This window comes from Chitinophaga ginsengisoli (assembly GCF_003014595.1).
In the GTDB taxonomy this organism is placed as follows: Bacteria; Bacteroidota; Bacteroidia; order Chitinophagales; family Chitinophagaceae; genus Chitinophaga; species Chitinophaga ginsengisoli.
This window is the reverse complement of record NZ_PYGK01000017.1, coordinates 169,117-195,484: the sequence shown is the minus strand read 5'-3', so window position 1 is coordinate 195,484 and position 26,368 is coordinate 169,117. Positions and strand designations below refer to the sequence as shown.

The window sequence follows — 26,368 nt, the reverse complement described above, 5'->3', positions numbered from 1 at the left end:
ACTATTTTGATGTGCCGCCGTATACGGACCCGTACGTACGGTGGCTGGAGGGGACGGCATGCGAAATAATCTCATGCCTCCTACTCACTTGTAGCCCGGGGTGGTAACCCCGGGGGCCGTGTTAGGGCCGGGGTGGTAACCCCGGGGCCCGTGTTGGGGCCGGGGTGGTAACCCCGGGGCCCGTGTTGGGGCCGGGGGTGGTAACCCCGGGGCCCGTGTTGGGGCCGGGGGTGGTAACCCCGGGGCCCGTGTTGGGGCCAGGGTGGTAATCCCGGTGACACGTGTCGGGGCCGGATGATATCCCCCGGTGGAAATTTTTACAATCAATATCAACAACATTCATGTCATATCAGCACACCATACAACACCAAACATATACTTTCGCTGATCTCCGCACCTTACTCGCGAAGGCAACGCCCTTCCGTTCCGGCGATGCCCTCGCCGGCCTTGCGGCAGACAGCTATGAAGAACGTGTTGCTGCGCAGATGACCCTTGCAGATGTTCCTTTAAAAACATTCCTGCAGGAAGCCATCATTCCTTATGAAAAAGATGAGGTCACCCGCCTGATCATCGACACCCACGATCAAACGGCTTTCGCGCCGATCAGTCATTTTACGGTAGGAGAGTTGCGGGACTGGCTGTTGAGCGATGATGCAGATACACTGACGCTGCAACGTTTATCTCCCGGCCTGACACCTGAGATGGTAGCGGCGGTCTCAAAACTGATGCGTAACCAGGACCTCATCAGTGTAGCGCAGAAGTGTGAAGTAGTGACTCGTTTCCGTAATACGATAGGTTTGAAAGGTCATCTATCTGTGCGTCTGCAGCCGAATCATAACACAGATGATCCCAAAGGGATCGCTGCCAGTATCATAGATGGTTTGCTGTATGGCAGCGGAGATGCGGTGATTGGTATCAATCCTGCAACGGACAGTCCGCAGGCGGTGGTGCAGTTGTTGCATATGCTGGATCAGCTACGTACACAGTTTGATATCCCTACACAGTCCTGCATATTGTGTCACGTCACTACTGCATTGGAGATTATTCACCGGGCACCGGTCGACCTGGTATTCCAGTCTATCGGTGGTACGGAAAAGACGAACAGCAGTTTTGGTATTCACCTGGCCTTGCTGAAGGAAGCACATGAAGCAGCGTTATCGTTGAACAGAGGTACAATAGGTAATAATGTGATGTATTTCGAAACAGGGCAGGGAAGTGCTTTATCTGCCAATGCGCATGAAGGCATAGATCAGCAGACCTGTGAGGTGAGATCTTATGCGGTGGCCCGGCAGTTCTCTCCATTACTGGTGAACACTGTTGTAGGATTTATCGGACCAGAATATCTCTTCGATGGCAAACAGATCATCCGCGCAGCGCTGGAAGATCATTGCTGTGGCAAACTGTTGGGATTACCGATGGGGGTGGATATCTGTTATACAAATCATGCAGAAGCTGATCAGGATGATATGGATAATCTGCTTACACTATTAGGAGTGGCAGGATGTAATTTCATCATGGGTGTGCCGGGCGCGGATGATATCATGTTGAATTATCAATCCACTTCTTTTCACGATGCACTTTATGCCCGTAAGGTACTGGGATTGAAAGCAGCGCCTGAATTTGACGCCTGGTTGCAGCGACAGGGAATCATGAACAACAAGGGGCAGTTGCAGCAGGTAGGGAAGATGCATCAGTTGTTAAGCTATAACGCAGGATGAAGAAATAATTACACAGATCGAATTTATCACACAGGATGAACAACGAATTACAGCACCGGCATCCGATACAGGAAGACCCCTGGTCTTCATTAAAGGCTTTTACCACAGCACGTATTGCATTGGGAAGAACAGGTACTGCCATTCCTTTAAGAGAAGTACTGGCTTTTAAACTGGCCCATGCGCATGCGCGGGACGCTGTTTATTCAAAGCTGGATATCACTTTGTTAATGGAACAACTACAACCATTTCATACCGGCACATTATTATTGCACAGCAGTGCAGCCGACCGGCAGGAATATTTGCAACGTCCTGATAAAGGCAGAAGACTGGATGCAGACAGCATTAAAACGCTGCGTACATTACCGGCTGCTTTGTTGCAGAAAGATGTAGCTGTTATCATCGCAGATGGCCTCTCTGCAACGGCGATGAATATACATACCTTACCGTTATTAACGCAGCTGTTACCTCTGCTGAAAGCGGTGGGGATATCAATAGGTCCCATCTGTCTGACAGAGCAGGGAAGGGTGGCTATCGGCGATGAAATAGGGGAGTTGTTAAAGACAAAAATGACACTGATGCTGATAGGTGAACGTCCCGGATTGAGTGCTGCGGACAGTATGGGCGCTTATCTCACTTTTAATCCACGTGTGGGAAATACAGACGAAGCAAGGAACTGCATCTCCAACATCCGCCAGGAAGGATTACAATATGATACTGCAGCAGGAAAGATCTGTTATCTCCTGCAGGAGGCGATCAGACTGCAGTTATCAGGAGTCGGACTAAAGGATAATTATGAATCAAGGGAACGCCTTGAATAGTTAGCAGGACTTATCATCATACCAGTTCAGCGTTGCACCATCTTTTTTACGGTGTGTGTTTTAATACGCATCCCCCCGAAATTTCCGTTTGATTATTTAAAAAAAATAATACTTTGTGCGGCATTCATAATGATGATGACGCAAGACGGATACCATATCTCTGCCGAAGAAGCTACTGAGGCCCTCCGTAGCCGTAATGCCGGTGTCTTCCAGAAAATCTACGCAGCATACAGTGAGGAATTATTCCTGTTAGCTTATCGCTGGGTCAAAGACAATGACCTGGCCAAAGAAGTCGTGCAAAGCCTGTTTGCACATTTATGGGAAAAGGGACAACAGATTGAGATCACCGGAAATGTGCGCCACTACCTGTATCGTTCAGTCACCAACAGAAGTATCAATGAATTAAAACGGCGGTCGAGGAATGTAAGTGAAGAGGCCCTGCAATGGCAGGCTGACAACGCCTCCTTGCATGAGATCACCGATCATCTGCTGCTGCAGAAGGAAATTATACGCCTGGCACAGGGGCTGGCCCCACGCTGCCGGGAGATCTTCCTGCTCAGCCGTTTCGAAGGAATGGAACCGGCTGAAATAGCTGAACGGCTGGGTATTACTGTTAACACAGTGTATTTTCAGCTGGCAGTAGCCCTGAAATATCTGCGTAATCACTTATTGGACGGAAAAAAATTGCAGTAGCATCAAAGTATCGAGGTGCTGGATTGTCGTAATAGTATAAAGCAATGAACAACAACGATATAACCGGGTTCATTATTGATTGTCTTACAGACCCCGGTAACAGGGACAAACAGGCTGCATTAAATAAGTGGTTAGAGGAATCGGAAGAGAATCAACACCTATATGCAGAACTGAAGCAGCTTTGGATAGCCGCCGCAGCTATTCCTCCCATGCCCTTTAACGTAGATGAAGGGTGGCAGGAATTGTCTGAGCAAATGGCGCCGGCCGCCAGGGTAAAGCGTATGTCCCCCTGGAAGATCGTAGCCGCAGCTGCAGTGCTGTTGTTCCTGGCCGCAGGTGGCTGGTGGTGGCAAACCTCCGGCGATGACTGGATCACCTATGCAACGCCCACTGGCGATATAGACAGCATCACCCTGCCGGATAGCTCCATGATACATATGAAGGCAGGTACGGTGCTGGCTTACAGGAAGTTATTTAAAGAGCGTGAAGTGAAATTACTACAGGGTGAAGCCTATTTTGATGTGGTGAAAGATCCGCAGCGGCAGTTCCTCGTTACAGCCGATAAATCTACTGTAAAAGTTCTCGGAACAGCATTCAATGTACGCATAGAAAGTACCTTCACAGAAGTAATTGTTTTTGAAGGCAAAATAAGCCTGCACAGCGGAGGAAAGAAGCTGGTACTGAGCAGCGGAAGTGGGAACCTGGCCACTGTCAGCCGGAATGATGACGAAATAAGACATCCCATAGGTAACTATAGCAATCAATGCGCCTGGGCCACGAATGATCTGGTATTCGAAAATGAAGAAGCCGAAAATGTGGCGAGCGTATTAGCAGCCCACTACCATTTATCAGAAGTAAAAGTTGTTGAGAATTTGCGGCATAAACGAATTACCTTGCGCCTGCATAATACACCTCAGGACGAAGCGTTGGAAATATTCGCCGCAGTCCTGGATCAATAACTGCTCCATTACCCTTATGAAGGTCCTGGCCACTTTAGGTACTCTAACCCTCTTAATGTGTGCAGTCCTGACCGGTACCGCACAACAGTCTCCACTACTGCAGCAGCATCTGGATATCCGGGTGAAGAAAATGCCTGTTTCCGCTTTCCTGAAGTGGATAGGAGAACAGACCGGCGTTTCATTTGCTTATCCTAATGAGATCATCAACGGTCATGCACCCGTGACCATGCATGAAACGCAGATCTCCATACAGGCCGCACTGGAAAATGTTTTTCCGCCTGCTCAGTATGAGATCCGGACCATCGGCCATCAGATCATTATCCGGTTTCAGAAGATGATCGTTCCCATTCCCGATACACTCCCGCTTACCCGCATCATGCAGATGGACCCCGTTGTGGTGACTGCCCTCGGCATTAGCAGGGAACAATACTCCCTGGGATATGCACATGCAGAAATAAAAGGGAAGGAGCTGACCAGTGCGAGGGACGTACATCCCATGAATGCCCTCAGCGGAAAGATCGCCGGACTCGATATCAGTCCTGTGAATAGTGGCGCGGCAGGATCCGTAAAACTTACCCTGCGGGGAATGCGTTTGCTGGGTGGAAATAATCAGCCACTGCTCGTCATAGACGGTATCCCGGTGAATAATACCTCGCCCGGTCAGGCAGAAAAATACGGTGGTTATGATCTGGGAGATGGTACCGTGATCATCAACCCGGATGATGTGGAAACACTTTCAGTGCTCAAAGGAGGGGCTTCCGCAGCCTTATACGGCAGCCGGGCTGCAAACGGAGTTATACTGATCACAACAAAGAAGGGTGTCCGTAAAGGGCTGGAAATAGAGTTTATGTCGAATGCCGTACTGGAGAGATCCAATAGCCGATATGATTTCCAGGATATCTATGGCAGCGGCCGCGAGGGGCTGTTGCCGGAAAATGCAGCCGAAGCCCGCTGGGACGCGCAATACAGCTGGGGGCCTAAAATGAATGCCGACAGCATGGTATGGCTCTGGAATGGAATGAAGGTGCCTTATGTGAAAGCCAGGCATCCGGCTACAAAGTTTTTCCGCGAAGGATTCACCCTTATCAATACCCTGGCCTTATCCACAGGGAATAAGAGAACACAGCTGCGGGCGTCTTATACCAACACACTTAACAACGATATAGTGCCCACGGCCAGATTGCAAAGACATCACTTCTCGGCCAGGATCACTACCCAGCTTACACGGCACCTGGAGCTGGATACCCGCCTGGCATGGCTGGATGAAGAAGTGCTGAACCGGCCCGCCTTATCCGACAATCCCAATAACGTGGGCTATGTGTTGAGTGGTATTGCACCGAATATTGATATCAACTGGCTGAAAAAATATAAGGACCCTGCAACAGGCAATTACATCAACTGGAATAACAATACCTACCAGGTCAATCCTTACTGGGCCATCTACGAACAACCTAACAATAGCGATCAGGATCGCTTCAATGGCTTTATCCGCCTGAAATATAAGCTCTGTCCCGGCTTCTCTGTACATATACGTTCGGGGGCAGACTACTCGGCCTTTTTCTTTAATGAACTGATGAACTATTCCACGCCCGTGAATCCGCTGGGCGCCATGTTCCTCAAGGACAGAAGACTCTGGGAAATAAATACTGATCTCCTGCTCAGTTATACCCGCCAGCTGAATCAATTCCGGTTCACAATGAACGTAGGCACCACCCGTATGGACTATGAGGAAACGATCCGCAATACAACCGGTCGGGAAATGAACATCCCTGGTGACAGAGAACTGAATAATTTTCAGACCCGTATGCGGCATGAAATGATCCTCCGGAAAAGGATCAACGCAGTGTACGCCTCTCTGGATATTGATTACAGGCGACTGTTATTCCTGTCGCTGACAGGTCGTAAAGACTGGTCATCTACACTACCCCGCGATCATAACGCTTATTTCTATCCCTCTGCTTCCGCTGCTTTCCAGTTTACAGAGCTGATAAAAAATAAGCAGGTCCTTTCTTCCGGCAAGTTCCGTTTATCTATAGCCCAAACCGGTACGGATGCTGTACAGCCTTACCTGCTGCGGTTGACCTATGGCTACAATCCTGATATCCCTGTCATAAAAGGATATTCTATAGGCGGTGTTGCGGTGGATAATGTGCCTTTCGCAGATCTTCGGCCGGGAGTCAACTATGCGTACGAAGCAGGCGTAGAGTTGGCGTTCTTCTATAACCGTTTACACCTGGATGCTACCTGGTATCATTCCAGAACGAAAGACCAGGTGCTGAATGCGCCGGTTTCTACCTCGAGTGGCTATACCAGTGCTGTGATCAACTCCGGCAATATCCGTAACGAAGGAGTGGAGATAGCATTGGGAGGAACGCCGTTAATACATAAAAATTTCAGTTGGGATGCCGGTTTGATCTTTGCCCGTAACATGAACAGGATACAGTCGCTCAACTCGCTGATATCCCCGTATTATCCGGTGGCGGTGGCGCGTTGGGGAAATGTTTCTGTGGTGGCGAAGAAGGATGCGGAGTATGGTATGCTGACCGGCAGGCATTTCCTGCGCGATTTCAAAGGGCGCCTGGTACTGGATGTAAATAATCTGCCGAAAGCGACTACAACAGACAGTCGCCTGGGAAGCAATCAGTATGCATGGACAGGCAGTATTACCAACCGCTTTTCCTATAAGCGCCTGGCGCTGACAATGCTCATTGATATCAAATACGGTGGCAACATCTTTTCCATGACCAACCTGCTGGCCTATACAAATGGAAACCAGAAAGGCACGCTGGAAGGACGGGAAAGCTGGGCGCGTTCCGAGCGGGAAAGGATCAGCGCAGGAAAGACGCCCGAGGAATGGACGCCTACAGGTGGATTGCCAATCAAAGGCATAGAAGCGGCCACCGGCAATGAAGTGACTGCCTATGTGAATCCGCAGTCCTACTGGAAAAGGCTGGGAGAAAGCATTCCTGAGGCTTTCGTATACGATGCTACTTTTGTAAAACTCAGAGAGCTGCATCTTGATTATGAGCTGCCTTTACATGTCTTCAGCAAGGTATGCCGCGAAGCTACTATCTCCCTGGTGGCCCGTAATCCGTTCACCATCTACAAAGCTGTACCAAACATAGATCCGGAGTCAAGTTACAACAACACGACCGCACAGGGACTGGAATATGGCTCCCTGCCAACACGAAAGTCTTATGGTGTTAAACTGTCCGTCAAGTTTTAAGTGATGCCCATGAAAAGATATGGCTGGAACATACTGCTGATATTATTACTGTCTTCCTGTACCGCAGGTTTTGAAGAGATCAATACAGATCCGAAGACGAAAGACAATATTCCTCCCGGCGAGCAACTGACAGCCGCTGCTTATTTCATAGACGGTGGCCGTGAGATGGGATATCCTAATCTTTACATCTTTCAGCCTATGGTGCAATACCTTACGGGAGCAGAAGATATGAGCCGGGGAGGTAAGTATATCCGTGATGAATTTTACAACAACTGCATGTGGGAAAACCTGTATGGCAAGAGCTTAAAGCAACTGGTAGATCTGCTGGAAAATCATAAGAACGATACCACCCTCGTCAATTACCTGGCGGCTGCCCGTATATTGAGAGTGTATGTATTTTCCCTGCTGACAGATACCTACGGCGATATACCTTATTCACAGGCGGGCCTGGCTTATTACAACAAGATCTACACGCCTCAGTACGATAGACAATCAGACATCTATACCGACTTCTTCAAGGAACTGGCAGAAGCAACGGCACAATTCAATCCCATGAGGGAGGGCATTGCGAACGATATTGTTTACAACGGTGATCTGGAGAAGTGGAAACGCCTGGCAGGTTCTCTGCGACTGCGTCTGGCTATGCGGTTGACCAAAGTGAACGCCATTACTGCAAGGGAGCAGGTAAAAGCCGCATTGGCTGCAGGTGTCATGCAAAGTGAGGAAGACAATTTCCGTATGCTGCACGATAACTATGCTTATCCCGACCTGCGGGGCAACGGTTATGCACAGGCGCTGCTGGAAGATAACGTGCGCCAGTGGGTGAGGGGATGCAGTACATTCGTGGAGTACCTGAAGGCCGAGAAAGATCCTCGTTTACCCACCTTTTTTGCCAATAAGGATACAGCAGGAAATGATTTTACTGCCATTACCCATTATCTGTCAATGAAACCAGGCATGTACTATTGGGATGATCAGGAAGATTATGTCAGCCCGGAGGGAGTAGTAATACCTGCTGCGGATAAGTATTGCGTCCTGAACCAGCCCTTTTACCGGCTGGAGGCCCCTTTCCTCCACATGGGATATGCAGAAGTGGCCTTCCTGGAGGCAGAAGCAGCAGCCAGGGGCTGGATACCTGATGACGCCAATAACTGGTATCAGACAGGGATCCGCGCGGCCATTGATCAGCTGAAACTGTATCCTGAAATAGGATATATTCCTGAAGACACCGCGACGGCCTTTGTTCGTGCACACAGGCTGACACCCGGCAGGGAGATCGAACAGATCAATATGCAGAAATGGGTAGCGCTCTTCCCCAACGGATTCGAAGCATTTGCCAACCAGCGCCGTAGTGGCTTTCCTGTACTGGCGCGTATTACTGATATGGGCAATGAATCGCAGACAGACGGCATTCCTCCCAGGCGTTTATTCTATCCTTCCACCGAGGCATTCAGCAACACCCTGCATTACCAGGAGGCACTGGACAGAATGGGAGGAACGGACGACTGGTTGCAACATGTATGGTGGGACTATTAATGGGCATTACATAGTCTCTTCTTCTTCCGGATGCCTTGGTTTATACCAGATATAATAGTACCCCAGTATCAATACACCCGTTAAGAAGGGAATCAGTGCCAGGTGCTTATAAGTGATCCATCCGGTAATGATCTCCGCATCAAAATGCAGGAACTCACTGATCATCCAGTAAGAGTTAGCCGTGATCCATACCGCGATCGCCAGGTTGTGGCATAATTCCGACATAAATTGCCGTGTACGGTAAGCGATAATAATAGCAACTATCAGCGTAGGGAAGATCATCGCGATGCCCAATGGCTTCCAGATCAGGCACCAGCCTATGTCTTTCAGCAGCCAGAAAACGATATGCAGATTTTCCATTTTCCGGTATTTCAACGGGATACTGTAAACAGGTGTGGTTTCGGGCATGTTTGGTTTTATTGTGCCGGCAAAAATATAAAATCTGGCGCCAATTGGTATAACTCTTGTATTAATCAAGACATACCAAAATGAATGAGTTATGAAAAAAGCAATGATAGCCGCATCCATTGTGGGTGCCGCAGCAGCTGGAGTGATCTTATATCTGACACGGAAAAATGGAGGTGTGAAAGGTCTCCTGGATAAGGCCGGATCTGCAGCAGATAGTGCACGCCAGATGGCCAACCGCCATTTACGCAAATCACAACAGAAAATTAATACCATGGTGAACGAATCCATGGCTTAGTGAGTGCAGGCATTTTACCGGGGAGGCAAGCATGTTCCGGTATATGCCCCGGTAGGATGCCTGCCTTTAAGTCCACCTGAAGTCCACCTCAAAGGCATAGTAAAGGCATAGTAAAGGCATAGTAAAGGCATAGTAAAGGCATGTCAAAGGTATGCTTAAAGCGTACTTTATGGCCATGAATCATATCTGTGTCGTCTGCCGAGGCTGGAAATATAACGTGAGAGTCGCTCCCGGTCGCATTCCATGCCTTTTTGCTCGTTATCTGCCTCGTGAATCAGCTTACACAGTGCATGGACATCCTGTAAAGTTGGCATATCAACTGTTAGTTCACACAGGTTGCAGACCATTGTCAATGATGTCGGTAAGTCCCGGTTGACCAGTGCCCTGATGACCTTCACTACCAATGCTGCATAAGCCGAGCGAAATTCCAGGAATTCAACCGGCAGATAGTTCATGTTACTGATAGTTGAAGCATCTGTATATGCTAACAGGTCGCCGAACTCCAGGGGGTCATACATCACCAGTTTATGGTGCATTGCTGCCAGTTTCGTCTTCTTTTCTTCCAGGTCAGCGAGCAGTTCATCAAAAGCCTGCATTCTATACGCCGTATTCAGCAGCATTGGATTCGCAGCCACATCACTCATCAGATTTATATCTTTCAGCGCAAACGCAGCGCGTATGGCCTGGACATATACTTCCTTGAAATAGGGAGAAATAAATGCCAGGAACCCAATATCCGTATAGATCGCTTCTTTTACAAATCTTGCGTTCGGTGGTATGGAACCCGTTGCCAGAAAATAGCTCAGTACAGGATCATTGCTGATAAAAGTGCGGTATATCTTCTCCTGTTCGGATATATTCGCAGGTGCGATTTGTTCGTATTTCATGGTATAAAATGTATAGACCTCTTCTTTTGCAAACTAACGACGACCACGACGGTAGGAGGGATGATAAGAAGGGTGATCAGAAGGATGATAAGATGGACGGTATGAACGATGATAATGATAAGATCCACTGCTATGGTATCCGCTGTTACCCGAAGAGAACCTCCCAAAGATGGTGATGATGATGATAGCGATGATAATCACGATGCCCAACAATACCCTGCCGATGCTTCCGTCTGAGCCACCGGAATTATCAAAATTGCCCGAGTAACCAGCACTGCCGGAATAACCGGAACTGCCGGAATTATCATAAGTGCCGGAATAGCCATAACTGCTGTCAATAGCGCTCGCCTCCTGATCCGCATCGTTGAGCCGCTGATACAGCGCCTTCACATCATTTGCAGTTTGCATATCAACGGTGAGTTGACGCAGATCCGTGATCATGATCGTTGCTATCTGCAGATTCCGGTTAACAAGTGAATTGATCACCTTCATGATCGCTCGTGCATAGGCGCAACGAAATTCCAGGAATTCACCCGGCAGGTAATTCAGATTAGCAATGGTTGTCATGTTGGTATGCTCTGTGAGAGCAGGGATGTCAACGAACTCCTGCATCAGCAGCTTAGCGTGAAATGATGCCAGCATGGCTTCTTTTTGTTCCAGGTAGACCAGGATATCATGAAAAGCCTGTTTCCTGTGAGTATCGTCCAGCAGAATAGTATTCATGGCTATATCACTCATCAGGCTTGTTTCTCTCTGATCAAACGCATTGATAACAGCATTTACGTACACTTCGTGGAAATACGGGGAGATAAATGCCAGGAATGTGAGGTCCCTGTAGATCGCTTCCTTTGCAAATCTCGCATTTTGCTGCGTGGCGCCTGTTTCGAGAAAGTGACTCAGCGCAGGGTCATTGCTGATATAGGTACGGAATGTCTTCTCCTGTTCAGAGATGCTCGCCGCCGTAGATTGTTCGTATTTCATGGTATTGAATATATAGATAGCTTCTTTTGCAACCTAACGACGATTACGACGCTCAGAAGGACGAGAAGAAGGGTGATCAGAAGGATGATAAGAGGAACGGGATGAACGAAAATAATGATACAAACCATTACTATGGTACCCTCTGTTATCTGAAAGGAACAGCCTGAAAATGGCGAAGACGATGATGAGGATGATGCCGACCACAAACGATAGAACGTTGCTGCCGCTCTTGCTGGAACTGCCGGCGCTATTAGAAGCGCTGGAATTACCGGAGACGTTTTTATTACTGGTGCGTGTTTGCTGATTCGCATGGTTGAGTTGCTTATACAGCGCATCCACTTCATGTGAAGTCTGCGCGTCAACTGTGAGTTGACGCAGATCGGTGATCATATCCATTGCTGTCGGCAGATCGCGCTTAACCAGTACATTGATCACCTTCATGGTGGCCTGCGCATAGGTCGAACGGAATGCCAGGAATTCAGACGGCAGGTAGTTCAGATTACAGATAACTATTGTGTTGGCATGTTCCGCCAGATTAGGGATATCAACGCGCTTCTGCTTCCGCAATTTAGAATGAAGCAATACCAGTGCCCCTTTCTTTTTTTCCAGGTAAACCAGGATATTATCAAAAGCCTGCTTCCTGTGAGCATTGTCCAGCAGTACAGTATTCATTGCCAGATCACTCATCAGGCTTGTATCTTTCATATCAAACGCCCTGATAATAGCGTTTACGTACACTTCCTTGAAATATGGAGAGATAAATGCCAGGAATGCAGGATCCTGATAGATCATTTGCTCCGCAAATGTTGTGTTGGGACGCATGGAGCCTGTTTGGAGGAAATAACTCAGCGCAGGGTCATTGCTGACATAGGTGCGGAATGTCTTCTCCTGTTCGGAGATGTTCGCAGCCGTGGATGGTTCGTATTTCATTGGGTACCGGGTTATATGGACCTTAGGTGTTTGCCGGATAAAGTTATTCCTTATCCGGCAAACAATATATTAATTTGAGAAGAGCAGTATCAGCTTAATGATAAAAATAATGAACCCGATGATAGCCAGTATTATCTTACCAGTACTCACCTCACCTCCGCCGCCGCCGGAAATACCTTCAAGAGCACTTGCTTTCTGACTTGTACTTTCCAGTTGCTGATACAAGGCATCTGCATCATACGTTGTCTGTGGATCACATTTCAGCTGACGTAGGTCAGTAGCCAGGTTCAACGCTCCCTGGAAGTCGCGGTTTACCAGCCAGCGCACTACTTTGATGATTTCTCTGCCATATGCAGAACGGAATTCCTTGAATTCAACAGGCAGATAATTCAGGTTGGCAATGGTCATTATACCTGTATATTCTGATAGATCGAGTAGCGAAATGGCCTCTCCCAGATGCAGCTTATTGCTCAGTGACACCAGTTTTGCCTTCTTTTCTTCCAGGTAAACGAAGATCTGATCAAAAGCCTGTTTCTTATGAGCCTCATCCAGCAGGATACGGTTTACCGCTATATCGCTCATCAGGTTTGTATCTTTCAGATCAAATGACCTGAATATCGCTTTCACATAAACATCCTGAAAATAAGGGGAAATAAATGTCAGGAATGCAGGATCATTGTAGATCTCTTCCTTTGTAAACCTTTTGTTTTTAAGCATACTGCCTGTTTCGAGGAAATAACTCAGCGCAGGGTCGTTGCTGATAAAGGAGCGAAATGCTTTCTCCTGCTCGGAGATGTTCGCATCCGCAGATGGTTCATATTTCATGGGTATGTGGTATATAGAGCTTAACAGTTCGTAGGGATAATGTCTTGTCCAGCTGCAATATACCTTTATTTTTAAATATGTAAAGGCAGCAGCTTGGGCTTAAAATACAAAGCGAATGACCGGGAAGATCATTCGCTTTGGAAAAATGTTGTATTACAATAAGTTAGTTCTTCTTTAACTTATCCTTAAATACCTTTTTGAATTTCTCCAGTTTGGGCTGGATCACAAAGTGACAATAAGGCTGGGAGCCATTTTCATTGTAATAGTTCTGGTGATAGTCTTCGGCCTTGTAGAAGGCGGTAAAAGGTGCTATTTCCGTTACTACCGGTTTATCGTACGCGCCCGACTGCTGCAGTTTCTCCTTATACAGTTCCGCCAGTTTGTGCTGATCCTCATTGTGATAGAAGATCACAGACCGGTATTGGGTACCCACATCATTACCCTGCCTGTTCAACTGGGTAGGGTCATGGCTTTGCCAGAAGGCCTGTAACAGCTCTTCGTAGCTGATCTTTGAAGGATCGTAGGTAACCTGTATCACTTCTGCGTGACCGGTAGTGCCGGTGCTTACTTCTTCGTAGCTGGGATTCGCAACGGTGCCGCCGGCATAACCGGATTCTACTTTGGTCACCCCATCGAGGTACTGGAACTGTGCCTCCGTACACCAGAAGCAACCGCCCCCGAATGTCGCTTTTTCAGTTTTAACATTGTTGCTGACTTCCATATCTCCTGGTACTTTGTCTTTTGTTTTTCCGCCCTGTGCACAGGCACTGATAGTTAGTGCCAATAAACAGCTTAATAATGAGTATCTTCGCATGATTTAAATTGTTGATGGTGTCATTGAAGTCAAGGGCTCAGATACCCTCAACAAGTTAAATTACGACAAGAATAACGGATTAGATCACCAAGTTAAGTAACTTTAACATTCCTTTTGCCGGACCGTAGAAGGTACGGAGCGGCAATGACCAATTTTAACCGTCTGTAAACAAAGGGTTTACAGGCTTTGTATGGATAAGTAAGATGAAATATTTTCCCGATTCAGCACTGGTACAGCTGGAATTTGACAAGGTACAGGCTTTGTTAAAGGAGCATTGTAAAACGGAGTTGGGTAAACAGATGGCAGATGACCTGCGTTTGCACACCCACATTGATTATGTCAGAACAGCCCTTCAACAGGCCCATGAATACAAGCAGCTTACTTTGCTGCAGGAGCACTTTCCCAACGATTACGTACTGAACCTGAAAAATGAGCTCCGGATGCTGGGCATTCAGGGCGCCGTACTGAGTGGTGAACAGATCATGCTTTTGCGCAAGCTGGCGGAAAGCATGCACAGTATTGTACGTTTCTTTGATCACGACAGGCGGGTGCAGTATGCCGGCTTGTTCAGCGTGATCACTCATACCCATTACGAAAAGAAGATCACCGCACTGATAGATGAAGTGCTGGACGAGAATGGTGATATACGTGATAACGCCACCCCTGAGCTGGCGAAGATCCGTATGAGCCTCTTCCGTAAAAGGAATGAACTGCGCCGCGCATTCGACCGCGTTCTAAGTAAACTCAGCAAACTGGGCTACCTGGCTGATACCGAAGAGGCATTCCTCAACGGCAGAAGGGTAGTGGCTGTCTATGCAGAAAACAAGCGTATGGTGAAAGGTATTCAGCATGGAGAGTCTGATACCCGCCGTACCTCTTTCATAGAGCCGGAAGAAACGATTGAGCTGAACAATGACGTAATGTCCCTCGAAAGAGAGGAAAGCAAAGAGGTGTACAAGATCCTGCGTACACTGACGGCTGCATTAAGCCAGCACGCGCAGCTGCTCAATAACTATCACGAAATCCTCGGACTGTACGACTTTATCAGAGGTAAAGCCAGACTGGCGCTGGACATGGACGGTAATTACCCCATGCTCACGCCGCATGCACAGGTACACCTGGTAGAAGCATATCACCCCCTGTTATTATTATACAATCGTCGTAACCAGAAACCGACTATCCCGGTAAATCTGACACTGGATAAAGACAGCCATATCCTGGTGATCAGCGGTCCTAACGCCGGCGGTAAGACGGTAACGATGAAAACGGTGGGACTGATCCAGCTCATGTTACAGGCAGGCCTGCTGGTACCCGTACACCCGAGTTCTCAGCTGGGTATCTTCCGCCAACTGATGATCCACATTGGTGATACGCAGTCCCTTGAGTTTGAGCTGAGTACCTACAGTTCTCATCTGAAGAATATGAAGTACTTCATGGAAGAGGCCAATGGTAAAACATTGTTCTTTATAGATGAACTGGGAAGTGGTTCCGACCCTAATCTCGGTGGCGCCTTTGCAGAGGTGATCATGGAGGAAATGGCCAAGAAGCACGCTTTTGGTATTGTGACCACCCACTACCTGAACCTGAAGATCATGGCCAACAAGGTAAAAGGTATCATCAACGGTGCGATGGGCTTTGATGAAGAGAACCTGCTGCCTATGTATAAACTGATCGTGGGTAAGCCGGGTAGTTCCTATACATTCTCAATCGCACAGCGTATTGGCTTACATCCGGCCCTGATTTCCCGCGCGAAGAACCTGGTGGATGAAGGACATTTCCAACTGGATAAGCTCCTAAATAAAGCCGAACAGGACCTCCAGAAGATCGAGGCCAAGGAAAAGGAACTGCAGAAGCTTCTGAAGGAAAATGAAAAGCTGAAACGTGAATACGAAATCCTCTCCGACAAGGAAAGGAAAACACAGCAATTCACCACCCTCAAACTCCAGAATAAGATCAAGGAAGACGAACTCCAATACCTGAAGGATATGGAGCGCAAGATGAAGCAGATCGTGATAGAATGGAAGCGTACCGACGACAAACAGAAAGTACTCAAGCAGGCAGAAGCACTGTTATTCCGTAAAAAGGAAAAACAGATCAATGAGCGCTTTGAAAAGAAGGTACAGGAGAAATTCCTTGAAGTAGTAGGAAGTGACCTCAAGCTGGGCGATCAGGTAAAAATAAAGAGCAACGGTCAGGTAGGGAAGCTCATGGAGATCCGCGACAAACGTGGTATCGTAAAGCTGGGCAACATCCCTATGAACGTACCCATGGCCGACCTGGTACTCGTAAAAGAGCGACCTAAAGAGCCCAAAGAAGCAAAGGAAGCAGCGAAGTAATTATTGAGCGAAGTAATTATTTCATCCAATACAGCATACGAGCAAAGCAAGTAAAGCAAAGCAAGTAAAGCAAAGCAAGTAAAGCAAAGCAAGGAAAACAAAGTAAGGAAAACAAAGTAAGGCAAGCAAAGCTTAACGAGGTCAGAAAAAGCGTACCGTAACCAGCAATAGCGACAGCGAAAGTAGCAAGCGGTTTCAGATGGGAATGGCGGGCCTTCGGCTCTCCGGTGACACGACCGGTGCTGCCCAATAGATATCCAACCGCCTTATTCGATTGAAAACGCTCAATCGACATCCAGAGAGGCGCCGACCGCCATCCCATACTGAAACCGGAGCTACTTAGCGTAATAATATAGAAGCTACTCAGCGTAGTAATAAAGAAGCTACTTAGCTTAGTAATAAAATAGAAAGCGGGTGTATCAAGAATATTTGATGCACCCGCTTTCTATTTTAGCCCAGTACACAGATGACAATCCGCAGACACAAAAAAAGAGAATTAGATTTTATTTAGCCGGCTAAATATTATATTTGTCTCATGAACAAGCCGATGATGTGCAGTACCATCAGCCACCTGCTCGTGCAGATCTGTAAGGTACACAGGAATAAAGGCAACCAGATGCTGGCTGCATACAATCTCCACGCCGGTCAGGAGCACTTCCTGGCCCAGGTATTATGCGGAGGAGCAATGACGATGAACGAACTCACGGAAAACCTGGACGTTACCCCGGCAACAGTAACCAGAATGGCCGAAAGACTGGAAAAGAACGGCTTCCTGACAAGGGAAAAGTGCTGTGCTGATCAGCGGGTTGTCAGGGTAAAACTCACAGAAAAAGGAACAGAAGCTGCAACTGAAATCATAGATACTACCTGGAATAAACTGGAACAACAGATTGTAAAGAATATGAGCACGGAAGAAAAAGTATTGCTCAGGAGACTGTTAATGCAGGTGCTGGAGAACATCGAAGAGGAAGAATAAAACTCATTTTTCCTTTTTTTTACCATATTTATTTAGCCGGCTAATTAAATACGGTATTGGAAAGTAGCAGGAATCGTATAGCATTAATTTATCAAGCTAGAAATTAAAATTCAATGGATTGCTAGAAAATGTGGATGGAATTTATACTTTTGTACCACCATATTTAATTGTACTATACGTTATACTACTTGTTACCACCTGCTTCTGTCCAATAAATTAATCTAATCAGATCTGCCTGATCATCTTATTTACTGTTAGGAACCATTATTAATAACAAATCGCCAAGTGTTATGAGGAATAATGTATTGATACCCGTTTACAACTATGCCGACGTTAACAGGCCCGGTAACCCTGTACGAGGATTTCATATCGATCGTACTACTTACCTGGTGCAACCTGGAGATATGTCGGAGCCACACAGACGCTCAAATTACAGCCTCACCCTGTTACTGTCAGGAGAAAGCGTACAATATATTGACTTCGAAAAATACACCGTGAAAGCCCCGGCGTTAATTATGTTGTCGCCCGACCAGATACATCAGGATAGTGGAGATAGCTTGTCAGAAATCGTGAACATCTCTTTTTCACAGGAATTCCTGATACCGGAAACATCCGGCAGTGGTATGATATGCTGGGGATGCCTGTTTGAAAAAGTAGTCATTCAATTGACAGACGTACAGCTGAAAGAACTAATGAGCTTCGCCCGTTTGATGCTGAGAGAAACAGAGAACCCGCAGCCGCTCAGTGACCTGATCATCCGTAGTCAGTTGAAATCTTTCATGGCCGCAACCGCAAGATTGCCACAGCTGGATATTGCATCTATTCAGTCAGATACGCTGCCCAACCGCATTGTAAAGCAATTTAATGAATTGTCAGACCTGCATTATAAAGATAAAACACAAGTCGCCCATTATGCAGATATGATGTTTGTCACACCAGGACACCTGAATGATACCATCAAATCAGCTATGGGAAAAACAGCAAAACAGATCATTGATGAGAAACGGATAACGGAGGCAAAACGGTTATTGTACTGGGCAGAACATAGCATCAAGGAAATAGCAGGACAACTGAATTTCGAAGATGATGGCTATTTTAACCGCTTCTTTAAAAAACATACAGGCGCTACACCAGCCTCTTTTCAGAGAAGCATCCGGGAAAAGTACAATTAATACCGTAATTTGTTAAACGATTTTCAAATTCATACGATCTACTTTTGTAGTTGATTGGAATAAACTGTTTTAGCAACCGTCAAACTAAAACCGCAAGCTCATGAAGTTCAAATTCTCTTTCTGCTAACCGCCGGAAACTATATTCTCTTAGCAGTCTATAAAAATTTTTAAGCGTAAATCTACCCCGTAGTGCAAACTACGTGACAACTACTGTTTTCCTTTCCTTCCACCTCGGAAAGGGCTAGGCAGGATTTGCCCATAGCTCCGTCATGTATCTGAAATCGCCAATAAGGATTACAGACAGGATCGCTATTGTCATCTATCAAGAAAAACAAACCGTATGAACCACTTATTTCAGATCTTTTACAAACAAAAGCCTGCGGGCTTTCTCTATAGCTTAATAGTTATGGTAGTATTATCAGGTTGCGCCTCTTCTTCCGCCAGATCAGATGGAGCTCCTCCACCCGCTGCATTGCCTGTATTCAAGGCAGCAGCAATGCCTGGTACTACTTACCGTGAATATAACGCAGCGCTCGAAGGTAGAGTGAACGTAGAGATCCGCCCGCAGGTAGATGGCTACCTCGATAAGATCTTCGTAGATGAAGGTGCTTATGTGAAAGCAGGCCAGCCACTCTTCCGTATCAACGACCGCCCTTACCGCGAGCAGTTGAGCAATACTTCCGCCAGCCTTGCAGCTGCACAGGCGAATGAAGAAAAAGCCGCCCTGGAAGTATCCAGGCTCACACCACTGGTAGATAATAATGTTGTTTCTGATGTGCAACTGAAGACTGCCAAAGCTGCCTTACAGGCTGCGAAAGCCAATGTTGCTCAGGCAGAGGCGATGGTAGGAAACGCACGTATCAACCTGGGTTATACAGTCATAACCGCTCCCGTAAACGGATACATCGGCCGTATTCCTTATAAATTAGGTAGCCTCGTCGGACGTAGTGAAACACAACCACTCACACTGCTCTCAGATGTGAATGAAGTGTATGCTTATTTCTCTATGAGTGAAGTCGATTTCCTCCAGTTTAAAGACAAAGTAAAAGGCAATACCATCGCAGAAAAAGTAAAACAGTTACCTCCTGTAGAACTGGTCATGCCCGACAACACTATCTATCCGGAGAAAGGACGTATTGAAACCATGGAAGGCCAGTTTGACAAAACAATGGGTGCTGTCAGCTTCCGTGCTGTATTTCCAAACCCTAATGGATTGCTGCGTTCCGGCAATACCGGCAAAGTGAAGATCTCTGAATCATTTCCTGCTGCATTGGTGGTGCCACAGGAAGCTACATTTGAGTTACAGGATAAGATATTCATCTTTACTGTTGGCGACAGTAATAAAGTAGTCAGCAAACCTATCAAAGTATCGGGAAAGAGTAACGCCTATTATTTCGTGGAAAAAGGTGTAACCGCGGGAGAATCTGTTGTATATACAGGATTGGACCGTCTCCGCGATGGCGTTGTGATACAACCAGAACCAATGTCACTGGACAGTCTGCTGAAAGTAAGGCCGCTTTAAGTGACCACACGCAGCAGCGTACACTCTTTTTAACGGCTATAAAAAGCCGCACCGGGAAGACGACGCTTCAGACATCCGGATAAACAAAAATGCAACAAGATTATGTTAAGAAAATTTATAGAAAGGCCCGTACTGGCAACGGTGGTGTCCATCATCCTGGTGTTGTTGGGATTACTATCCCTGACTACCCTGCCTGTTACACAGTTCCCCGATATCGCGCCGCCCAGCGTAGCTGTTACAGCTTCTTATCCTGGTGCGAATGCGGAGGTCGTAGCCCGTTCTGTAGCGACTCCTATTGAAGAAGCGGTGAATGGGGTGGAAAACATGACCTACATGACTTCCACTTCCAATAACGACGGCTCCATGACGCTGACTGTATACTTCAAACTGGGTACAGACCCCGATCTGGCTGCCGTGAATGTGCAGAACCGTGTTTCCAAGGCTACCAGCCTGCTTCCTGTGGAAGTAGTGAGTGCCGGTATCACCACGCAGAAACAGCAGAACAGTATGATCATGGTGGTGAACCTGATCAGCGACCAGGAAGAATATGATGAGAAATTCCTGCAGAACTATGCGAAGATCAACATCATCCCGGAGATACAACGTGTAACCGGCGTCGGACAGGCAATGGTGTTTGGCGCGAAAGACTATTCCATGCGTATATGGTTACGTCCCGATCGTCTTGCTGCCAACAACCTTTCTCCCCAGGATGTATTAACTGCTATCAGGGAACAGAACCTGGAAGCCGCTCCCGGCCGCTTTGGCGAAAGCAGTAAGGAAGCCTTCGAATATGTGATAAAGTATAAAGGTAAGCGTAACCAGAACTCCCAATACGAAGACATCGTACTGAAAGCAAATGCAGACGGTTCTCTTCTGAAACTGAAAGATGTAGCCCGTGTTGAATTTGGTTCCTTTACCTATAGCAGTGATACACACGTGAATGGTAAATATGGTATTGGTATCGCCATCTATCAGACCGCCGGTTCAAACGCCAATGAGATCCAGACACAGGTGAATGAACTGATGAAAAAAGCAGCAGGACTCTTCCCTAATGGCGTAGATTACTTCAATATCTATAGCACCAAAGAATACCTGGATGAATCTATCGACCAGGTGAAACACACACTTATAGAAGCCTTTATACTGGTATTCATCGTGGTGTTCATCTTTCTGCAGGACTTCCGCTCTACGCTGATCCCTGCTATTGCGGTGCCGGTAGCCATTATTGGTACCTTCTTCTTTATGCAGTTGTTCGGCTTTACGATTAACCTGCTGACATTGTTCGCGCTTGTACTGGCCATTGGTATTGTGGTGGATGATGCCATTGTGGTGGTGGAAGCCGTACACACGAAAATGGAGCATATTAATATGACGCCGCGTGCAGCAACGATCACCAGTATGCAGGAGATCTCCGGAGCGATCATCTCCATTACCCTGGTGATGGCGGCCGTATTCATTCCGGTTGGTTTCATGCAGGGACCTGCAGGAGTATTCTACCGGCAGTTCGCTTTTACACTGGCTATCGCGATCCTGATCTCCGCACTGAACGCCTTGACATTGAGCCCGGCCTTGTGTGCCCTGTTGTTGAAGAACAATCATAGCAAGGATGTACATGGTGCCGCTTATACCAAAGGATTTGGCAGCCGTTTCTTCAGTGCTTTCAACACAGGTTTTGAAGCAGTGACCAATAAATACATCAGCAGCGTACGCTTCCTGGTGAAGCGTAAATGGATACCTATCGGGATACTGGTAATAATATTAGGTGTGACTGTCTGGTTAGTGAAGAAGACACCTACCGGTTTTATTCCAACAGAAGATAACGGCTTCGTGGTATATTCTGTGACCATGCCTCCCGGTACTTCCCTGCAACGTACACAGGAAGTGGTAGATAAGGTGGAGAAGGAGATGAAAGCAATGGAAGCGGTGAATACTTACCTGAGTGTTTCCGGTTTCAACCTGCTCACCAACTCCAACAGCTCTGCTTATGCGATAGGTTTCGTGAAACTGAAAAAACATGAAGACCGTGGTAAGGCAAAAGACCTGAAAGATGTAATGGGTATGATGCAGGCGAGGCTTGCCAGTATCAAGGAAGCCAACATCTTTATGTTTAACATGCCAACCGTACCGGGTTTCAGTAACGTGGATGGTTTTGAGGTGATCCTGCAGGACCGTACCGGTGGTCCGCTCGATAAACTGGCCAATACGGCTTATGGTTTTATCGGTGAACTGATGAAACGTAAAGAGATTGCTTTTGCATTTACCACTTTCAATGCAGGCAACCCGCAATATAACCTGGAGATAGATGAGACAAAGGCGAAACAATTAGGTGTATCTGTATCAGATGTGTTGCAGACCATGCAGGTATATTACGGTAGCACCTTTGCGTCTGACTTCAACCGCTTCGGTAAATACTACCGTGTGATCGTACAGGCGGAAGCGCCTTCCCGTGCGCAACCCGAATCGCTGAACGAGATCTATGTGAAGAATAAAACCGGTGAGATGGTGCCTGTAAATGCCATCGTGAAACTTGAAAGGGTGTATGGTCCTGAGACAGTGACCCGTAACAACCTCTTTAACGCCGTAACCATCAACGGGCAGCCTAAACCAGGCTATAGCTCTGGTGATGCCATCAAGGCAGTGGAAGAAGTAGCGCAGCAATACCTGCCGAGAGGTTTCTCTTATGAGTGGGTAGGTATGACGAAAGAAGAGATCGCCGCAGGCGGACAGGCAGGTATCATCTTCCTGTTATGTCTTGTGTTTGTATACTTCCTGCTGTCGGCACAGTACGAAAGTTATATCCTGCCATTCTCAGTGATACTGTCTATTCCGCTGGGTATTTTCGGTGTGTTCCTGTTTATCAATATGTTCGGTATTGATAACAACATCTATGTACAGGTAGGATTGATCATGCTGATAGGGCTGCTGGCGAAGAACGCCATCCTGATCGTGGAGTATGCTGTACAGCGGCGTCGTAACGGTATGGGACTGCTGGCGGCTGCACTGGAGGCGTCCCGCCTTCGTCTGCGTCCTATCCTGATGACGTCTTTCGCCTTTGTGGCGGGCCTGACGCCACTGATGCGTGCAACAGGATCTTCTGCGCTGGGTAACCGTTCCATCAGTACCGGTGCCGCCGGAGGTATGCTGACGGGGGTAATACTGGGTGTCTTTGCCATCCCGGTGCTGTTCATCGTTTTCCAGTATTTACAGGAAAAGATCAGCGGCAAACCGTTGAAAACCGGGGCGCCTGAACTGGCAGGAGATGCGACTGTATAAGCGCATTTAATATTAAAGCTTAAAGAAAAACAGGATGACACTAAAATATATCAGGATACCAATCGTCTCTTTCTTTATAGTTGCAGGATTTGCAGCGTGCCGGGTGGGCCGTAATTATGAACGGCCCGCGGTAACGTTGCCGGCTCAGTACAGCGACACTGCCGTTGCTGCAGGTACAACAGCCGACAGCAGCATTGCAACAATAGAATGGAGACAATTTTTTACAGATACCACTCTACAGGGATTAATAGGAAGGGCGCTGAGCGGGAACTACGATCTGCAGCTGGCATTGAAACGTATCGAAACAGCACAGGCATACTTGAAACAGGCAAAATTAGGTTGGCTGCCTGCTGTGAATCTCCAGGCGGCAGCGTCTACTTCCATCCCTTCTAAGAACAGTTTAAACGGTACCAGTCTGAATAATTTCCTGCACACGGATCATATCGAAGACTATAGCCTCAGCGGAGGTTTGTCCTGGGAGATTGATGTATGGGGAAAGATCAAACGTCGCAAGGAAGCTGCACTTGCCAGTTACCTGCAAACGTATGAAGGCATGCATGCCGTACAGACAGGACTGGTGGCAGATATCGCCAACAGTTATTATAACCTGCTGATGCTGGATGCCCAGTTAAACATTGCCCGTAGCAATGTGGCCCTGAGCGATACCATTGTACAAATGATACGACTGCAGAAGACCGCCGGTGAAACAACCGAACTGGGGGTACAGCAGGCCGTGGCACAACGGCAAACGGCCGCCCTGCTGATACCTCAGCTGGAACAGGCCAAAGCCATCGAGCAGAATAGATTGCGTATCCTGGCGGGGGAGTTGCCTGGTACAATAGTATACAGTACGACCCTGACTGGCACACCGGTGCGCGAGCTGCTGCCCACAGGCGTACCTGCGGCCCTGCTCAGCAACCGTCCGGATGTAAGAGCGCAGGAAATGGCTTTAAAGGCCGCTAACGCAGAAGTAGGCGTGGCACAGGCTAGTATGTACCCTTCACTGAATATCACCGCCAGCGGCGGCGTAAATGCCTTTAAAGCCAGCGAATGGTTCACATTGCCTGCGTCCCTGTTTGGTACCGTAGCTGGTAGTATCACACAGCCCCTATTTCAACGGGGACAGCTAAAAGCGAACCTGGAAGTAGCAAAGGTGCAACGTGAACAGGAGGTGATCAGGTTCCGTCAGATAGCCCTGGATGCAATAGGAGAGGTGTCAAACTCTCTCGTAAAGCTGGATAAACTGAAAGACCAGCAACAAATAGCATCTGAGCAGGTCAATACATTGCAGTTGGCCGTAGTTCAGGCAAGAATGCTGTTCCGCAGTGGTATGGCCAACTACCTGGAAGTGGTCACTGCACAGAGCCGGTCGCTGGAAGCATCACTGACACAGGCCGACATCACACGTCAGCAACTCAGTGCTTCTGTTGAATTATACAGAAGCCTGGGAGGCGGCTGGAAATAGACGATTAATCAAGGACAGTTGTAATAGGTAGATATACTGTTTGTAACCCAATAGCGCCACAGCCCTGTGGCGCTATTTATTTTTATTGTCAGGTATAAAAAAAGCTGTTTCTGGAGAGAAACAGCCGTTTGGTAACCAATGCCAACTTGATAAAAATATCAGGTTTAAATTTTCGCTGATGATCCGATATCTTATTGATAACACTGCAAAGATGAAAAAACGTACGTTCTACAACAATGCAGGAATTAAGGATTCACTTGTATTAATCATGGGCCTTCGCTGTTCTCACAACCAGGTGCAAATACATGTTGATTGCCCGGAGCATTTGCCAGCACTGACACTCAGCTGGTGGTGAGCACGAGGCATTCTTTCCTGAACTCAGTAAAAGTAGTGCCGGTAGCATTCTTAAAGAACTTGCTGAAGTGCGCGATATCACTGAAGCCCAGATGCCAGGCCACCTCTTTCATACACTCATCAGAGTAAGCGATCCTCCTCTTTGCTTCGAGCACAATACGCTGACGGATGTGATGACTGGCAGGGTAGGCGGTCGTCTTTTTAATGATCTCATTCAGATAGTTGGGCGTTACCGCCAGTAACTTCGCATAGTCTGCTACTTTACGGTGTGTTTTAAAATGTGCTTCTACCAGCGACTTGAATTTCTCTGTCAGCTCAAGGTTCCGCGTCTGCATAAGCGTCTGCAATGGTGCATGGAACTGCCTGGCCACATAGATCAGAAATATCTTCAGGTAGCGTCGCAGCATTTCTGTTTTGAACAGGTATGCATTATTACTCTCCTTTAGCATTTTAAGCGCGATCTCCTGCATCTCCCCGGCAGTATCATTATCCAGCCGGATACCTGCCGATCTGGAAAAGGACTGGAAAAGACCGGAGTTGTACATCAGGTCAAAGTCCTGTTCTCCCATGTGCAGGAATGCTTCAGTAAAAGAGAAGATGTATCCTTCTGTTTGTTCATCTTCTTTCAGCTGATGTAACTGCCCCGGCGTAATACAGAAAATACTGTTATCCTGCAGCACAAATTTCTCCAGGTCCATAACAAGGGTGCCACCACCCTTCATGATCCAGATGATCTCAACATAGCGCTGTTTATGCGGAAACATGTTGTGAGCTGCTACCTCTGCCCGCACTTTACGAATCGAATGGATCATAAAAGGAAGGGCAGCATCTGCGCTTTCTGGTTTCAGCAAGGAGCGATATTCCGGAAACTTCATATAACAGTGGGTTTATGCTCAAGTTGTTTCCAATTATATGCCTGACTGGTGTGTGTTGATAATCAATTTGTTATTGGATTCAAGGGAAAGCGGCAAACGCGATATTTCGTTATATCACGACTTTTGCGCGAAATCTCGACTTAGATGTTCCGGAATGTGACTGGTCCGGATGAACGGCCATAGATAGGGCACCCAGGAGGAAGGGGGATCGTTTTTCGCCAAATAAAACGAATAAAAACAGTGGAATCACTAAATATAGTTAATTGTTAGATGATGAAAAAAAATCAATTGACTGTATGTCATAT

The 26,368-nt window shown here is 47.3% G+C and carries 21 protein-coding genes; 14 read left to right on the top strand and 7 right to left on the bottom strand.

Annotated features, from left to right (window positions below; translation table 11 throughout):
* The first annotated feature begins 341 nt into the window (after positions 1–341).
* The 6 genes from CLV42_RS28780 to CLV42_RS28755 all read left to right on the top strand — a co-directional run bounded on the left by CLV42_RS28780 (position 342) and on the right by CLV42_RS28755 (position 8,950).
* On the top strand, positions 342–1,718 hold the full coding sequence (locus CLV42_RS28780) for an ethanolamine ammonia-lyase subunit EutB (protein ID WP_106605393.1): 1,377 nt from the start codon (positions 342–344) through the stop codon (positions 1,716–1,718).
* 35 nt (positions 1,719–1,753) lie between these two features.
* The gene (eutC, locus tag CLV42_RS28775; RefSeq protein WP_106605392.1) at positions 1,754–2,536 is read left to right on the top strand and encodes an ethanolamine ammonia-lyase subunit EutC; all 783 of its coding nucleotides are present in this window, start codon (positions 1,754–1,756) and stop codon (positions 2,534–2,536) included.
* A gap of 135 nt (positions 2,537–2,671) precedes the next feature.
* The gene (locus CLV42_RS28770; RefSeq protein ID WP_211303550.1) at positions 2,672–3,229 is read left to right on the top strand and encodes an RNA polymerase sigma-70 factor; all 558 of its coding nucleotides are present in this window, start codon (positions 2,672–2,674) and stop codon (positions 3,227–3,229) included.
* Positions 3,230–3,273: 44 nt separating this feature from the next.
* Complete coding sequence (locus CLV42_RS28765) at positions 3,274–4,188, top strand: FecR family protein (protein ID WP_106605390.1); 915 nt, start codon at positions 3,274–3,276, stop codon at positions 4,186–4,188.
* Positions 4,189–4,243: 55 nt separating this feature from the next.
* Complete coding sequence (locus CLV42_RS28760) at positions 4,244–7,414, top strand: SusC/RagA family TonB-linked outer membrane protein (protein ID WP_170117690.1); 3,171 nt, start codon at positions 4,244–4,246, stop codon at positions 7,412–7,414.
* Between the two features lie 9 nt (positions 7,415–7,423).
* Positions 7,424–8,950: a SusD/RagB family nutrient-binding outer membrane lipoprotein gene (locus CLV42_RS28755; RefSeq protein WP_170117689.1), complete on the top strand. Its 1,527-nt coding sequence runs from the start codon at positions 7,424–7,426 to the stop codon at positions 8,948–8,950.
* Between the two features lie 6 nt (positions 8,951–8,956).
* Here CLV42_RS28755 and CLV42_RS28750 read toward each other — a convergent pair whose 3' ends face one another.
* Entirely contained in the window at positions 8,957–9,358 is a 402-nt protein-coding gene (locus CLV42_RS28750) for a hypothetical protein (protein WP_245901761.1), read from the bottom strand.
* Positions 9,359–9,449: 91 nt separating this feature from the next.
* On the opposite strand from CLV42_RS28750, the gene CLV42_RS28745 reads away from it, so the two are divergent.
* Entirely contained in the window at positions 9,450–9,653 is a 204-nt protein-coding gene (locus tag CLV42_RS28745; RefSeq protein WP_106605387.1) for a hypothetical protein, read from the top strand.
* A 167-nt stretch (positions 9,654–9,820) separates the two neighbouring features.
* Here CLV42_RS28745 and CLV42_RS34350 read toward each other — a convergent pair whose 3' ends face one another.
* The 5 genes from CLV42_RS34350 to msrA form a co-directional block, all read right to left on the bottom strand.
* Positions 9,821–10,540 carry a hypothetical protein gene (locus tag CLV42_RS34350; RefSeq protein WP_245901760.1) on the bottom strand — a complete coding sequence of 240 codons (720 nt, stop codon included), beginning with the start codon at positions 10,538–10,540 and terminating at the stop codon, positions 9,821–9,823.
* 33 nt (positions 10,541–10,573) lie between these two features.
* Positions 10,574–11,521: a hypothetical protein gene (locus CLV42_RS28730; RefSeq protein WP_106605384.1), complete on the bottom strand. Its 948-nt coding sequence runs from the start codon at positions 11,519–11,521 to the stop codon at positions 10,574–10,576.
* 33 nt (positions 11,522–11,554) lie between these two features.
* Positions 11,555–12,451, bottom strand: coding sequence for a hypothetical protein (locus CLV42_RS28725; RefSeq protein WP_106605383.1), 897 nt, complete (start codon positions 12,449–12,451; stop codon positions 11,555–11,557).
* A gap of 69 nt (positions 12,452–12,520) precedes the next feature.
* Positions 12,521–13,276, bottom strand: a complete 756-nt coding sequence (locus tag CLV42_RS28720) for a hypothetical protein (RefSeq protein ID WP_106605382.1) — start codon at positions 13,274–13,276, stop codon at positions 12,521–12,523.
* 163 nt (positions 13,277–13,439) lie between these two features.
* Complete coding sequence (gene msrA, locus CLV42_RS28715) at positions 13,440–14,090, bottom strand: peptide-methionine (S)-S-oxide reductase MsrA (RefSeq protein WP_170117688.1); 651 nt, start codon at positions 14,088–14,090, stop codon at positions 13,440–13,442.
* A gap of 203 nt (positions 14,091–14,293) precedes the next feature.
* Between msrA and CLV42_RS28710 the strand changes: the two genes are divergently transcribed.
* From CLV42_RS28710 to CLV42_RS34040, 7 genes are all read left to right on the top strand, one after another.
* Complete coding sequence (locus CLV42_RS28710; protein ID WP_106605381.1) at positions 14,294–16,426, top strand: endonuclease MutS2; 2,133 nt, start codon at positions 14,294–14,296, stop codon at positions 16,424–16,426.
* A gap of 535 nt (positions 16,427–16,961) precedes the next feature.
* Positions 16,962–17,402, top strand: coding sequence for a MarR family winged helix-turn-helix transcriptional regulator (locus CLV42_RS28705; protein WP_106605380.1), 441 nt, complete (start codon positions 16,962–16,964; stop codon positions 17,400–17,402).
* A 290-nt stretch (positions 17,403–17,692) separates the two neighbouring features.
* Positions 17,693–18,574 carry a helix-turn-helix domain-containing protein gene (locus CLV42_RS28700; RefSeq protein ID WP_106605379.1) on the top strand — a complete coding sequence of 294 codons (882 nt, stop codon included), beginning with the start codon at positions 17,693–17,695 and terminating at the stop codon, positions 18,572–18,574.
* A 340-nt stretch (positions 18,575–18,914) separates the two neighbouring features.
* On the top strand, positions 18,915–20,096 hold the full coding sequence (locus CLV42_RS28695; protein ID WP_106605378.1) for an efflux RND transporter periplasmic adaptor subunit: 1,182 nt from the start codon (positions 18,915–18,917) through the stop codon (positions 20,094–20,096).
* Positions 20,097–20,198: 102 nt separating this feature from the next.
* Positions 20,199–23,369, top strand: a complete 3,171-nt coding sequence (locus CLV42_RS28690) for an efflux RND transporter permease subunit (protein WP_106605377.1) — start codon at positions 20,199–20,201, stop codon at positions 23,367–23,369.
* Positions 23,370–23,403: 34 nt separating this feature from the next.
* Entirely contained in the window at positions 23,404–24,834 is a 1,431-nt protein-coding gene (locus tag CLV42_RS28685; RefSeq protein WP_106605376.1) for an efflux transporter outer membrane subunit, read from the top strand.
* Between the two features lie 211 nt (positions 24,835–25,045).
* Positions 25,046–25,189 (top strand): hypothetical protein, encoded by a 144-nt coding sequence (locus CLV42_RS34040; RefSeq protein WP_170117687.1) that lies wholly within the window; start codon positions 25,046–25,048, stop codon positions 25,187–25,189.
* Here the strand turns inward: CLV42_RS34040 and CLV42_RS28680 are convergent.
* A complete protein-coding gene (locus CLV42_RS28680) occupies positions 25,176–26,063 on the bottom strand; it encodes a helix-turn-helix transcriptional regulator (protein WP_106605375.1) in 888 nt (295 codons plus the stop codon). The genes CLV42_RS34040 and CLV42_RS28680 overlap by 14 nt on opposite strands.
* Between the last annotated feature and the right edge of the window lie 305 nt (positions 26,064–26,368).